This is a genomic window from Rhodobaculum claviforme (assembly GCF_016653255.1).
Taxonomy (GTDB): domain Bacteria; phylum Pseudomonadota; class Alphaproteobacteria; order Rhodobacterales; family Rhodobacteraceae; genus Rhodobaculum; species Rhodobaculum claviforme.
In genome coordinates this window covers 1-11,702 of record NZ_NHSD01000263.1, presented here as the reverse complement: position 1 = coordinate 11,702, position 11,702 = coordinate 1, and the positions used below count along the sequence as shown (strand labels likewise).

Below are 11,702 nucleotides of genomic sequence, written 5' to 3'. Positions count from 1 at the left end.
GGTGTGGGAGGGGGCCTGGCTGTGGCGCCTCAAGGACCGCATCGACGCGAAGTTCATGGCCCGGCTGTCGGACCTGCCGCCGATGGCCGCGCCCCCCCTGCCCGCGACCGTGGCCGCCGGCGTGGGCGCCAAGCATGCGGGCGGCAAGCCGCTCTGCGCGGGCTGCGGGGCCAAGGTCGGCGCCGGGGCGCTGGCGGACGCGCTGGCGGCCTTGCCGGTGCAGACGCGCGGGGATCTGCTGACCGGCGCGGGCGACGATGCCGCGGTGCTGCGCCACGGCGACGGCGTGCAGGTGATGACCACCGACCATCTGCGCGCGCTGACCGATGATCCGCGCCTGATGGCGCGCATCGCGGCGGTGCATGCGCTGGGCGATATCTGGGCGATGGGCGCCGCACCGCAGGTGGCGCTGGCGAGCGTGACCCTGCCGCGCATGTCCGACCGGTTGCAGGCCCGCACCCTGTCCGAGATCATGCAGGCCGCCGCCGACATCTTCGGCCCCGAGGGCGCGGCCATCGCCGGCGGTCACACCGCCATGGGCCCGGAGATGACGCTGGGCTTCACCCTGACCGGGCTGGCCGCGCGGCCGGTGACCAAGGCGGGCGCGCGGGCGGGCTGCGCGCTGATCCTGACCAAGGCGCTGGGCACCGGCGTTCTGATGGCCGCCGAGATGGCGCGCGACGCCTTCGGCCCCGACATCACCCATGCCTGGGCGCGGATGGCCCAGCCACAGGGCGCGGCCGCGCGCCTGCTGGCCCCGCAGGCGCAGGCGATGACCGACGTCACCGGCTTTGGCCTGGCCGGGCATCTGCTGGAGATGCTGGACGCCTCGGGCGTCGCCGCCGAGGTGGACGCCGCCGCCCTGCCGGTGCTGCCGGGCGCGGCGGCCGCGACGGCGCGCCACGCCTCCAGCCTGGCGCCCGCCAACCGTGCGGCGCTGGCCGGGCGCGCCACCCTGCCCGAGGGGGCCCTGGGGGCGCTGATGGTGGACCCGCAGACCTCGGGCGGGCTGCTGGCCGCGGTCCCGGCCGAGGCCGCGGACGCCCTCGTGGCCGAGTTGCGCGCGCTGGGGTTCGATCAGGCCGCGCGCATCGGTGACATCGTCGACGGCCCGCCGGGCCTGCGCGTCAGGTAACCCCGCGCCGCACCCGGCGCGGGGAATTGTGTCACTCCGCGCCGGGTGCGGAACGCCGCCCCGACAGGATGCCGCGCTGGATCACGAACACCAGCGCCGCAACCCCCAGCCCGATCACATCCGAGATCCACCCGCCCGAGATCATCGCCAGCGCGGCCGCCCCCACCAGCACCCGAAGCGCCATGTGCAGATGCCCGAACAGCCACCCCTGCACCGAGGCCGCCAGCAGATAGATCCCCAGCAGCGCCGTGAACGCGACATGCACGATGTCGATCCATTCCCCCTGCATCAGCAGGCCGGAGCTGTAGAAGAACATGAACGGCACCACGAACGCCGCGATCCCCACCTTGAACGAGGTCACCGACGTCTCGATCGGATTGGCCCCCGAGATCCCGGCCGCGGCATAGGACGCCAGCGCCACCGGCGGCGTGATCGCCGACAGCACGGCAAAGTAGAACACGAAGAAATGCGCCGTCAGCTGCGGAATCCCCAGGTTCACCAGCCCCGGCGCGACGACCGAGGCCGCCACCGCATAGGCCGCCGTCGTCGGCATCCCCATCCCCAGCAGGATCGCGATGCACATCGCAAAGAACAGCGCGAGCAGTTGCGAATGCTGCGCCAGCCCCAGCAGCAGGTTGGAGAACCGCGCCCCCACCCCCGTCAGCGAGATCACCCCCACGATGATCCCCGCGCAGGCGCACACCACGATGATCTGGATCGACATGATGCCCGCGCTCTCGAAGGCGCGGAAGATCTGCTTCGGCCCCATGCGGAACGGCGTCAGCCAGCTGACGACGGCGGCCGACATGGTGGCCAGCGTGCCCGCCCGGATCACCGAATACCCCGCGAACAGCGCCGCGATCAGGATCACGATGGGCAGGAACAGGAACACCTTGCGCAGCATCTCGGGCAGCTTCGGCAGCTCCTCGCGGCGCAGGCCGCGCATGCCCAGCTTGGCGGCCTCGAAATCCACCATCATGTAGACGCAGGCGAAATACAGCACCGCCGGGATGATCGCGGCGACCGCGATCTCGGTGTAGGGGATGCCGGTGATCTCGGCCATGATGAAGGCGCCGGCGCCCATGATCGGCGGCATGATCTGCCCGCCGGTGGACGCTGCCGCCTCCACCGCGCCGGCCATGCGCTTGGTATAACCCACCTTCTTCATCAGCGGGATGGTGAGCGAGCCCGTGGCCACCACATTGCCCGCCGAGGTGCCGTTGATCATCCCCATCAGCCCGGAGGCGAAGATCGATACCTTGGCCGGCCCCCCGCGCGCCCGCCCCGCCACCGCAAACGCGAAGTTGACGAAGTAGTCGCCCACCTTGGAGGCCTGAAGGAACGCGGCAAAGATGATGAACAGGATGATGTAGGTCGACGACACCGCCGTCGTCGGCCCGAGGATGCCCGCATCGGTATAGACCTGGCTGAAGAAGCGCTGCCAGCTGATCGCGGGGGCGTTCAGGAACCCCGGCAGGTAGCGCCCGACAAACACGTAGATCAGGAAGATCACCGAGATGATCACCAGCGCCATCCCCGCCACCCGGCGCGTCAGCTCCAGGATCAGGATCGTGCCCGCCACCGCCGCCAGCGAGATCCCGATGGGCGCAAACGGCGTCCCCGTGGAATTGCGCATCAACGTGCCGTACATCACCACCAGATAGGTCGCGACCGACACCGCACAGATCCCCAGCACCAGATCGGCCACCGACACCGCATCCGCCGGTGTCCGCTCCAGCCACGACACGACGATCGCGCCCAGCGTGGCAACCAGCAGCGGCGTGCCGAACAGCCACACCTCGCGCCAGCGCAGGGTTGCGTCGATGCCGTTCCACATCACGCCGCCGTCGATCAGCGTCCCGAACCACGCCGCCGCCCCCAGCGAGAACAGCGCCGGCAGCAGCAACAGCCACGCCAGCGCACGCAGGATCGGGTTGGGCCGCACCCGGCCGGGCGCGTTGCCGTCATCCAGCCGCGTGGCGGCAAATGTCAGGAACCCCAGCAGCAGCGCGCCCGCGACGTGCACGATGCGGAAATTCCACGTCTCCATCGGAAAGCGCGGCAGATACGGCAGGTTGACCCCGGTCCACGACCGGATCGACAGACCGTTCAGCGCCGCCATGTGAAACGCCGCATAAACCGCGGCGAACAGGCCGATCGCGATCAGCATTCCGCCCCGATACTGGCGCTGGGTGCCGGAGACCGGCTCGTCGTCCACCCCTTCGGCGACGATCTTCTCGATTTTCTCTGCCATCGGCCCCCCGCCGCTCGGTCATCGGCGGCGCCCACCGCCCGCCGGTTCGCGCGCACGGCCACCCCCGGCGGGGATGGCCGCGGCATCAGCGCATCACTCGCCGTGGATCATGTCGTCGGGGATCTCGGCGCCGGCGTTCTCGATGAACCAGCGCGCGGCCCCAGGGTGCCACATCATGACGGTGTTCTTGTCCCAGTGCTCGGGCAGGGTCTCGGTCGCGGCGCGGTGGATGTTCACCATGCGCGCGTTGTCCGACATCACCACGTCGACGGCCGCATGCACGAAGCTTTCGGGCAGCGAGCAGTCGGCGATGGCGAAGTTCCACATCGACACCGAGCGCGCGTCCTCCTGCAGCGTGGTGTAGGTGGCGGCGGGGATGGTGAAGCCGCTCACCGGGAACTGCTCGAGGATGGTGGCCTGCTCCTCCTCGGTGAACTCGATGATGTTGACGCGGGTCTGCACTTCCAGCTGGCTGACGGCCGGGATCGGCACGCCGGCGGCGAACGCCACCACGTCCAGCAGCCCGTCCTGGAGCTGCCCGCCCAGGTCCGACCAGCCGCCGTTGCGGCGCTCGAACTCGACGCCCAGCGCCTCGAGCATCAGCGGGAAATAGGTGTCCGAGGTGGAGCCCGCGGGACCGAAGCCAATGCGCGCCCCGGCGGGGATGTCGGCGATAGTGGTGATCCCCGACGACGCCAGCGCGGTCACCGAGAACGGCGTCTCGTACATCGGGAACATCGCGCAGGCGTTGGTCATCTCCAGGCCGGGCGCGATCGGGTTGGTGCCGGCGATGGATTCGGCCGCCGGGCCCATGGTGGTCATGCCGAACGCCGCGTCGCCGTTGTGCACGAGCGCCATGTTCTGCATCGGGCCGCCGGTGACCTCGGCGCCGCCGGGCACGCCCAGCTCGTCCGACACGAGGTTGGCCCAGCCCGCGCCATAGGCAAAGAACGTGCCGCCCTGGCTGGCGGTGCCGACGGTGAAGCTGGACGGCCAGCCGTCGCGGTCCTGCGCATGGGCGCCGGAAACGGCAAGAAGTGTCGTCGCGGCAAGGGCCGCAATCCTGGTCGAACGCATGGAAACCTCCCTTTTGGTTCTGCGTCACATCATCAAGGTGCTGATGCGTGGCCTTCCGCGCGGCACATGCGTGCGCAGCGGCATGCCGCGCGGCAACCTAGGAGAAGCGCCGGGGCGGGTCAATTCGGGCGATGCGTGCGGCCCCTCCCGACAGGCGTGGTGGATTGGCGCGGTGGATTGGCGCAGTGGCCCCCGCACGGTGCCCCCCCGGCCGCTTCCGGTGGGCGCGCGCGGCTGCTAGGGTCTCCGCGCGGCAGACCCGGCGGACGCATGGCATCGAGAACCACCCTCAACGCGCGCAACCTGGAGGCGCTGGGCACAGGGCCCCTGGCGCAGCTGCTGATGGAGGTCACGACCGGCAACGCCGCGGCCCGGCGCAAGCTGCGGCTGGCGCTGGCGGGGGCGCAGAGCCCGGCGCAGGCCGCCCGGGAGATCGCCAGACGCCTGACCAGCATCGCCAACGCCCGCGGCGCGATCGGCTGGCGCAAGCGCAAGGCGGCGATCGACGACCTCGCGACCCAGCGCCGGGGCATCGTCGCGCAGGTCGCGACCAGCGATCCTGCCGAGGCACTGGCGCTGATGTGGCGATTCCTGAGCGTCGCGACCCCGGTGATCGACCGCTGCCGCGGCGGCGAAGAGGCGGTGATCGCGGTGTTCCGCGACGCCTGCGCGGATCTGGGCACGCTCGTGGCGGCGGTCCGGCCCGACCCCGAGGCGCTGCGGGACGCCGTCTTCGAGGCGCTGGTCGACAACCGCTTCGGACAGTGCGACGGGCTGGTCGGCGTGCTGGCGCCCGCGCTCGGGGATGCGGGGCTCCTGGAGTTGCACCAGCGGTTCGACGCGCTGTGCGCGCAGCCGGCCGAGACCCCATCCGACATCGCCGCCTGGCGCCGTCGCCGACTGGCCCGCCGGGCGCTTCAGGACATCGCCGATGCGCGCGGCGACGTGGATGGCTTTGTCGCGCAGACAGCCCCCGAGCAGCGCCATGTCCCCGCCACCGCCCTGGGCATCGCCCGGCGCCTGCGGGCGGCCGGTCGGACAGAGGCGGCCCTTGCGGCCCTGGATGCGGTGACGGATGCGGCGCCGCCCGCGGAATGGCAGACCGCCCGCCTGGAGGTGCTCGAGGCGCTGGGCCGGGGCGAGGCTGCGCAGGCCTTCCGCTGGGCCTGCTTCGAGCGCGACCTGTCGGCCGACCACCTGCGGGCGTATCTCGGGAAACTGCCGGATTTCGAGGATTTCGAGGCCGAGGAGCGCGCGGTTGCCTTGGCGATGGAGCATCCCGACCTCGGGGCGGCAGTGCGATTCTTCCTCGACTGGCGGGCACCGGGGCGTGCGGCGGAGGTGCTGATCCGGCGCCGGGACGAGATCGACGGCACCGACACCGAGGGGCTGTCGCGCGCCGCCGAGGCGCTGGAGCCGGACCAGCCGGGCGCCGCCACGCTGGCGCTGCGGGCGATGATCGACGCGGCCTTGCGCCAGGGCCGGTCCGGACAGTACCGGCAGGCGGCGCGGCACCTCGCCACCTGCGCAGCCCTCGCCCCCCGGATCGACGCCCGCACACCGATCGAGGACCACGACACCCATGTCGCGCGCCTGCGCCGCGAGCACGCGCGCAAGACGGGCTTCTGGTCACGGGTCGAGGGCTGAGGACGGCGGGCCGAGGCCCGGCCACTTTACCCCGGCCGCGCGCGCACCAGATCCCCTCGTCCCCGCAGCGGGCAGGCCCGTGGATGGATGCGGTGGCTGGACACACAAGGGATGGACCGATGCGGATCAACGACGACCTGACGACCCCGGTATTCGTGGATGCGGGCGCGATGGACTGGCACGCCAGCCCCGCGGCCGGGGTGGATCGGCGCATGCTCTACCGCGTCGGGGCCGAGGTGGCGCGGGCGACCTCGATCGTGCGCTATGCCCCCGGCAGCGCGTTTCCCGCCCATGCCCACACCGGCGGCGAGGAAATCCTGGTGCTGGAGGGCACCTTCCAGGATGAACACGACGACTATCCGGCCGGCAGCTATTTCCGCAACCCGCCCGGCACATCGCACAGCCCGGCCGCATCGGGGGGCTGCGTGATCTTCGTGCGCCTGTGGCAGTACCGCGCGGGCGATGTCGCGCAGATCGTGCGCCAGCCCGGCGAAGGCCCCCTGCTGGCGCCGCGCGACGGGGCCGAGGCCGCGCGCCTGCTGTTCGACGACGGCGCCGAGCGCGTGACGCTGGAGACATGGCGCCCCGGCGCGCGCATCCGCGTGCCCAACCCCCTGGGGCTGGAGCTTCTGGTGCTGTCGGGGACGCTGCGAATCGGGGACACCGCCCTCGGGGCGCAGGGCTGGGGGCGCCTGCCGGCCGACACCGCGCTGGCGGCCGAGGTCGGCCCCGAGGGGGCGCGGCTGTGGCTGAAGGATGCCCCGCTTCAGCATCCCGATGTCCTGGCCATGGCGGGCTGAGCGCCCCGCGCACGGGAGACAGCGGATGCACACCACCGAGGTGGCCATTCTGGGCGCAGGCCTGGCCGGCCTGATCGCCGCGCGGCGGCTGTGCGCCGCCGGGATCGCGCTGGAGGTTCTGGAGGCGCGCGACCGGCCCGGCGGGCGCATCCTCAGCGTCGATGCCACCGGCCGGCCCGGCGCCGGGGGCTTTGACCTCGGCCCGTCATGGTTCTGGCCCGCCGCACAGCCGGGCATGACCGCGCTGCTGCACGACCTGGGGGTGCCGAGCTTTGCCCAGCCCGACGACGGCGACATGCTGTTCGAACGCAGCGCCGACACCCCGGCCCTGCGCATGGCGGGGGCCGATCAGGGGGCCGCGCGGGTGACGGGCGGGGTCGGCGCGCTGATCCGCGCGCTGGTGGCGACGCTGCCCGGCCGCATCCGGCTGAACGCCCCGGTCGCGGGGCTGCGCCTGGTGCCCGACGGGGTGATCCTGACCATCGCGGGACAGGGCGCGGCGCTGAAGGCACGGCATGTGATCTGCACCCTGCCGCCGCGACTGATGGCCGGCGGGGTCACGCTCGATCCCGCCGGCGATCCCGGGATGGTGGCACGCTGGCGGGCGACGCCCACATGGATGGCGCCGCACGCCAAGCTCGTGGCGCATTATGACCGGCCGTTCTGGCGTGATTCGGGGCTGTCGGGCATGGCACGGAGCCTCGTCGGTCCGCTGGCCGAGGTGCATGACGCGACCACCGCCACCGGCGCGGCCGCGCTGTTCGGCTTTGTCGGCCTGCCCGCCGATGCGCGCGCTGCCGCCGGGCGCGATGCGGTGATCGCGGCAGCGGTGGCACAGCTTGCGCGGCTGTTCGGTCCGCAGGCCGCACGGCCGCGCGGCAGTTTCCTGAAGGACTGGGCCACCGATCCCTGCACGGCCACGGCGCAGGACGCGCGGCCCTCGGGGCACCCGGCGGTGACGCGGGCGCCGTGGGTGATCGGGCCTTGGGCCACCCGGCTGCACCTCGCGGGCGCCGAGACGAGCCTCAGCGACCCCGGACTTCTGGCCGGCGCCGTGGAGGCGGGCACGCGCACCGCACGCATGGTGCTGCGCGATCTCGGCGGCTGAGGCGCGCGGGCCACCCGGCGCGATGGCCCGGCCCCGGCGCCGCCGGTCAGTGTTCGGCGGCGGCGGTCGGCTCGCGCTCCAGGCGCGGCTCGCGGGGGGGGCGGCCGATGATCTCGCGCAGCTCCTCCAGCTCGATGAAGTTGTCGGCCTGGCGGCGCAGCTCGTCCGCGATCATCGGCGGGCTGGAGCGGATCGTCGAGACGACCGAGACCCGGACGCCCTGGCGCTGCAAGCTCTCGACCAGCGGGCGGAAGTCGCCGTCGCCCGAGAACAGCACGGCATGATCCATGCGCGGCGCAAGCTCCATGGCGTCCACCGCAAGCTCGATGTCCATGTTGCCCTTGACCTTGCGCCGCCCCATGCTGTCGGTGAATTCCTTGGCGGGCTTGGTGACCATCGCAAAACCGTTGTAATGCAGCCAGTCGACCAACGGCCGGATGGGCGAGTATTCCTCGCTGTCGATCACGGCGGTGTAGTAGAAGGCGCGCAGCAGCTTGCCGCGCCGCATGAACTCCTGCCGCAGCAGCTTGTAGTCGATGTCGAAGCCCAGCGCACGCGCGGCCGCGTACAGATTCGCGCCGTCGATGAACAGGGCAAGACGCTCGTCACGATAGAACATGACATGGCCTTTCAATTCATGGTTGAATGCAGATCTCGAAAGAGGTGCAGAACGTGTCAACAACGTAACAACCCGCACATATGCTGTGCGGTTCCCGACCTCAAGCTGCCGTAAAGGTCAATGGCCGGAGGCCGCCGGTCTCAGCGGCCCCAGGTGGCGATGAACTCGCGCCATTCGCCCTTGGCCATGCCGGAGGTCTCCTGCGTGACCTCCTCTCCTGCGAGCATCCGGCGCAGGCAGTCCACCCCCCGCGCGCTGATCTGTACGGCGCCCAGGCGGTAGTCCTCGAACGCCTCCCAGGCCAGCGGGACCCAGTCGCGCACGACCTGCGCGATCGCATCGGCATAGACGCGGATCTCGTACTGGGCGTGGGGGTCGGCGCGCAGGCGCAGGAAATGGAACAGGTTGTGCAGGTCGGTCTTCCAGTACCACTGGGTGTAGATGTTCATCGGCAGGTTCATCCGTGCCAGCTCCCGCGCCAGCCCCTGCTGTCCGTCCTGGCTCAGCATCGCCTCGTAGCTGTCATAGGCCCGCGTGCTGTCGGCCTTGAGGATCTCCAGCACGCGCGCGGCCTCCGCCCCCTCCAGCAGGGCACCGCGGCCCTGGTTGTTGGTGGTGGACTGCGCCGCCAGCGCGTCCGGCGCGGGGATGTAGAACTCCCGATCCAGGATCGAGTAGCGGGCGGAGTATTCGTTGACGTTGGCGGTGCGGTGGCGGATCCACTGGCGCGCGACGAACACCGGCAGCTTGACGTGCAGCTTGATCTCGCACATCTCGAACGGGGTGGAGTGCCAGTGCCGCATCAGATACCGGATCAGACCCGCGTCGTTGGACACATGCTTCGTGCCGGCGCCATAGCTGACGCGGGCGGCCTGCACGATGGCCGCGTCGTCGCCCATGTAGTCCACGACCCGCACAAGACCGTGATCGAGCACCTCGATGGGATGGTGCAGGTGTTGCTCCATGCCTTCGGACACGGCACGCAGGGTGGCGCGCGGGCTGGCGCGCAGGGCGGCGATCTCGGCCTCTTGCTCAGGCGTCAGGGGCATGGTGCACTCCGTCTGGATTCGCGCCCCCTATACCCGCAGTTGCGCGCCGGATGCAACCGGATTGATCCTAACAGCGGCAAGATGCCGTCACTCCCAGCCATGAACAGGAAAAAGATCACATGACCCTTCGTTATCTGCACACCATGGTCCGGGTGAAGGACCTCGACGCCTCCATCGCCTTCTACAGCCTGCTGGGCCTGAAGGAGACGCGGCGCTATGACAGCGAACAGGGCCGCTTCTCGCTGATCTTCATGGCCCCCGAGGGGCAGGAGGAATGCCCGGTCGAGCTCACCTACAACTGGGACGGCGACGAGGATCTGCCCTCGGACGGGCGACACTTCGGCCACATCGCCTATGAGGTCGACGACATCCACGCCACCTGCCAGCACCTGATGGACAACGGGGTGACCATCAACCGCCCCCCGCGCGACGGGCGCATGGCGTTCGTCCGCTCGCCCGACAACATCTCGATCGAGCTTCTGAACAAGGGCGGCGCCCGCCCGCCGCAGGAGCCGTGGGTGAGCATGCCCAACATCGGCCACTGGTAAGGTGCCCCCGGGGCCGTGCGCGGCCCTGGGCGTCAGGCCATCCCGGCGTCAGTAGATGTAGCGGATCTGGTCGGTCCAGAACCGCTCCAGCCGCCGCAGGCTCTGGTTGACGGTCACGAGGCGTTCCCCCTCGGCCCGTCCGCCCAGCGCCTCGGCGTGGCGCGAGAACAGCGCGTCGACCATCCCGCGCACCTCCCGGCCCCGTTCCGTCAGGCGAACCCGGACGGCGCGGCGGTCGGCGGCGCAGCGCTGATGGTGCATGTACCCCCCCTCGACCAGTTTCTTGAGGTTGTAGGACACGTTGGAGCCCTGGTAGTAGCCACGGGTGCGCAGCTCGCCGGCGGTCACCTCGTTCTCGCCGATGTTGAACAGCAACAGCGCCTGCACCGCGTTGATGTCCAGCACGCCCACCCGCTCGAACTCGTCCTTGATGACATCGAGAAGCAGCCGGTGCAGCCGCTCCACCAGCCCCAGACTCTCGAGATAGATCGCCAGAGTGTCCGTCGACGCCGCAGCGCCCCCCTGATCCGAAACCACCGTTTCCTGCAGGCTCATCCCCGCCTCCAACATTGCACACTGGCGCGAGGATTGCGGGAAAAGCCCAAGTTTCGGTTAAACTACGCGGGATTCGCGACGAAACTTCATCTTGGGCGAAAACGGTCGCGGGCATGGGCGCCGATCTCGGCCAGCAGGGCCGCATGCGCGGCCGGGGCCGCGTCCTGGCCCGTGACCCAGACATAAAGATCCTGGTCGTTTTCCTCCAGCATCGCCTCGTAGCCGTCCAGCGCCTCGGGCGTCAGACCGGCCAGATGGGCGTCCGCCCAGGGCCCGAGGATCAGGTCCATCTCCTTGGTGCCGCGCCGCCAGGATCGCAGGCGCAGGCGCCGCAACCGGGCATCAAGGTCGTCGGGGGCTTGGGTCATGTGTCTTCTCGCAGGATACGGGCCAGCCGCGCCTCGGCGCGCGCCAGCCGGGTGACGATGGTGCCCAGCTCGGCGCGCGTGCGGCGCAGCTCGGACAGGGCGGCGTGGGCGTCATCGGGCCGGGCGGTCCCCTCGGGCGGGCCGTCGGGGCCGTCGCCCACCCCGGTCAGCAACCAGCCGACCGAGACGTTCAGCACCCCCGCCGCCATCTGCAGCTTGTTGGCGCGTGGTTCGGCGCGGTCCTCCTCCCAGGCCTCGATGGTGGACAGCCGCACGCCAAGGCCCCGCGCCAGCTCGGCCCGCGTCTTGCCCGCCGCCTCGCGCGCGCCGGCCACGCGGTCGCCCAGGGTCGCGGTCTGCGCCCCGAACCAGCCGTCGGCGTCGCTGTCGTCGTGCATCGCTGCGTCCTCCGGTTGCGTGGCTCCGGCGTGGTCCCGGTTGTTTGGCCCCTGCGGTTTCGCTTGATCGGCCCCTGGCCCGAGCCTATGTCGAGCAGGCCGAAAGATCAAACCGCGGCACCCCGCGCCGCCCCCACGCCGGAG

General features: G+C 71.0%; 12 protein-coding genes. 5 read left to right on the top strand and 7 right to left on the bottom strand.

The annotated features are described in order from the left end of the window. On the top strand, positions 1-1,135 hold a 1,135-nt coding region (gene selD, locus CCR87_RS09925), incomplete at its 5' end, for a selenide, water dikinase SelD (protein ID WP_201157371.1). Positions 1,136-1,166: 31 nt separating this feature from the next. Here selD and CCR87_RS09920 read toward each other — a convergent pair. Beyond that, complete coding sequence (locus CCR87_RS09920; RefSeq protein WP_201157370.1) at positions 1,167-3,389, bottom strand: TRAP transporter permease; 2,223 nt, start codon at positions 3,387-3,389, stop codon at positions 1,167-1,169. 93 nt (positions 3,390-3,482) lie between these two features. Next, on the bottom strand, positions 3,483-4,466 hold the full coding sequence (locus tag CCR87_RS09915; protein ID WP_201157369.1) for a TAXI family TRAP transporter solute-binding subunit: 984 nt from the start codon (positions 4,464-4,466) through the stop codon (positions 3,483-3,485). A 270-nt stretch (positions 4,467-4,736) separates the two neighbouring features. Between CCR87_RS09915 and CCR87_RS09910 the strand changes: the two genes are divergently transcribed. From CCR87_RS09910 to CCR87_RS09900, 3 genes are all read left to right on the top strand, one after another. Further along, positions 4,737-6,113, top strand: coding sequence for a DUF6880 family protein (locus CCR87_RS09910; protein ID WP_201157368.1), 1,377 nt, complete (start codon positions 4,737-4,739; stop codon positions 6,111-6,113). Between the two features lie 119 nt (positions 6,114-6,232). Continuing rightward, positions 6,233-6,913, top strand: a complete 681-nt coding sequence (locus tag CCR87_RS09905; protein ID WP_201157367.1) for a cupin domain-containing protein — start codon at positions 6,233-6,235, stop codon at positions 6,911-6,913. A 25-nt stretch (positions 6,914-6,938) separates the two neighbouring features. Next, complete coding sequence (locus CCR87_RS09900; RefSeq protein WP_201157366.1) at positions 6,939-8,021, top strand: flavin monoamine oxidase family protein; 1,083 nt, start codon at positions 6,939-6,941, stop codon at positions 8,019-8,021. 46 nt (positions 8,022-8,067) lie between these two features. Here the strand turns inward: CCR87_RS09900 and CCR87_RS09895 are convergent, their stop codons facing one another. Further along, positions 8,068-8,640, bottom strand: coding sequence for a LabA-like NYN domain-containing protein (locus CCR87_RS09895; protein WP_201157365.1), 573 nt, complete (start codon positions 8,638-8,640; stop codon positions 8,068-8,070). A 140-nt stretch (positions 8,641-8,780) separates the two neighbouring features. Continuing rightward, positions 8,781-9,689 carry an FAD-dependent thymidylate synthase gene (gene thyX / locus CCR87_RS09890; RefSeq protein WP_201157364.1) on the bottom strand — a complete coding sequence of 303 codons (909 nt, stop codon included), beginning with the start codon at positions 9,687-9,689 and terminating at the stop codon, positions 8,781-8,783. Between the two features lie 119 nt (positions 9,690-9,808). Here thyX and CCR87_RS09885 point away from each other — a divergent pair, with 119 nt between their 5' ends. After that, positions 9,809-10,237: a VOC family protein gene (locus CCR87_RS09885; RefSeq protein WP_201157363.1), complete on the top strand. Its 429-nt coding sequence runs from the start codon at positions 9,809-9,811 to the stop codon at positions 10,235-10,237. Positions 10,238-10,285: 48 nt separating this feature from the next. On the opposite strand, the gene CCR87_RS09880 is transcribed toward CCR87_RS09885, so the two are convergent. The 3 genes from CCR87_RS09880 to CCR87_RS09870 all read right to left on the bottom strand — a co-directional run bounded on the left by CCR87_RS09880 (position 10,286) and on the right by CCR87_RS09870 (position 11,558). Next, complete coding sequence (locus CCR87_RS09880) at positions 10,286-10,792, bottom strand: MarR family winged helix-turn-helix transcriptional regulator (RefSeq protein ID WP_201157362.1); 507 nt, start codon at positions 10,790-10,792, stop codon at positions 10,286-10,288. 86 nt (positions 10,793-10,878) lie between these two features. Further along, positions 10,879-11,160 carry an FAD assembly factor SdhE gene (locus tag CCR87_RS09875; RefSeq protein ID WP_201157361.1) on the bottom strand — a complete coding sequence of 94 codons (282 nt, stop codon included), beginning with the start codon at positions 11,158-11,160 and terminating at the stop codon, positions 10,879-10,881. After that, positions 11,157-11,558: a helix-turn-helix domain-containing protein gene (locus CCR87_RS09870; protein ID WP_201157360.1), complete on the bottom strand. Its 402-nt coding sequence runs from the start codon at positions 11,556-11,558 to the stop codon at positions 11,157-11,159. Before CCR87_RS09870 ends, CCR87_RS09875 begins: the two co-directional genes overlap by 4 nt. Positions 11,559-11,702: the final 144 nt, after the last annotated feature.

Excerpts from the sequence above, each read along its gene's own strand:
- CCR87_RS09920 (WP_201157370.1), bottom strand. The coding sequence starts at position 3,389 with ATGGCAGAGAAAATCGAGAAGATCGTCGCCGAAGGGGTGGACGACGAG.
- CCR87_RS09915 (WP_201157369.1), bottom strand. The coding sequence starts at position 4,466 with ATGCGTTCGACCAGGATTGCGGCCCTTGCCGCGACGACACTTCTTGCC.
- CCR87_RS09910 (WP_201157368.1), top strand. The coding sequence starts at position 4,737 with ATGGCATCGAGAACCACCCTCAACGCGCGCAACCTGGAGGCGCTGGGC.
- CCR87_RS09905 (WP_201157367.1), top strand. The coding sequence starts at position 6,233 with ATGCGGATCAACGACGACCTGACGACCCCGGTATTCGTGGATGCGGGC.
- CCR87_RS09900 (WP_201157366.1), top strand. The coding sequence starts at position 6,939 with ATGCACACCACCGAGGTGGCCATTCTGGGCGCAGGCCTGGCCGGCCTG.
- CCR87_RS09895 (WP_201157365.1), bottom strand. The coding sequence starts at position 8,640 with ATGTTCTATCGTGACGAGCGTCTTGCCCTGTTCATCGACGGCGCGAAT.
- thyX (WP_201157364.1), bottom strand. The coding sequence starts at position 9,689 with ATGCCCCTGACGCCTGAGCAAGAGGCCGAGATCGCCGCCCTGCGCGCC.
- CCR87_RS09885 (WP_201157363.1), top strand. The coding sequence starts at position 9,809 with ATGACCCTTCGTTATCTGCACACCATGGTCCGGGTGAAGGACCTCGAC.
- CCR87_RS09880 (WP_201157362.1), bottom strand. The coding sequence starts at position 10,792 with ATGAGCCTGCAGGAAACGGTGGTTTCGGATCAGGGGGGCGCTGCGGCG.
- CCR87_RS09875 (WP_201157361.1), bottom strand. The coding sequence starts at position 11,160 with ATGACCCAAGCCCCCGACGACCTTGATGCCCGGTTGCGGCGCCTGCGC.
- CCR87_RS09870 (WP_201157360.1), bottom strand. The coding sequence starts at position 11,558 with ATGCACGACGACAGCGACGCCGACGGCTGGTTCGGGGCGCAGACCGCG.